We start from the raw sequence: 287 nt of genomic DNA, 5'->3' as shown, positions 1-287 counted from the left end.
CCTAACCAAAAGGCCTCGGGCCCTGTGCAGCATCAGGAGCGCCTGATCTTCACGCGATTTGATCGGAACAAAGCGCATGTTGGGTCGGGTCACCGCTTCACAAATTGCCGCCGCGTCAGTGGCGTCATTCTTCGCGCCGCGACGCACGAAAGGTTTGACGTAGCTTGGAGGAATCAGGCGCACGTCATGCCCGAGCCCTTGCAACTGACGGGCCCAGTTATGGGCAGTTGCACAGGCCTCAATACCGATCAGGCAAAGCGGCAACGCTTTGAAATAGGGCAGGAGAT

The 287-nt window shown here is 58.2% G+C and carries 1 protein-coding gene; it reads right to left on the bottom strand.

The annotated features are described in order from the left end of the window. Positions 1–287: transposase (locus tag EN786_RS37270; protein ID WP_135910219.1), on the bottom strand; the 287-nt coding region annotated here is incomplete at both ends.

Source organism: Mesorhizobium sp. M4B.F.Ca.ET.143.01.1.1, assembly GCF_004792275.1.
GTDB lineage: Bacteria > Pseudomonadota > Alphaproteobacteria > Rhizobiales > Rhizobiaceae > Mesorhizobium > Mesorhizobium abyssinicae.
This window is presented reverse-complemented; position numbering and strand designations above follow the sequence as displayed.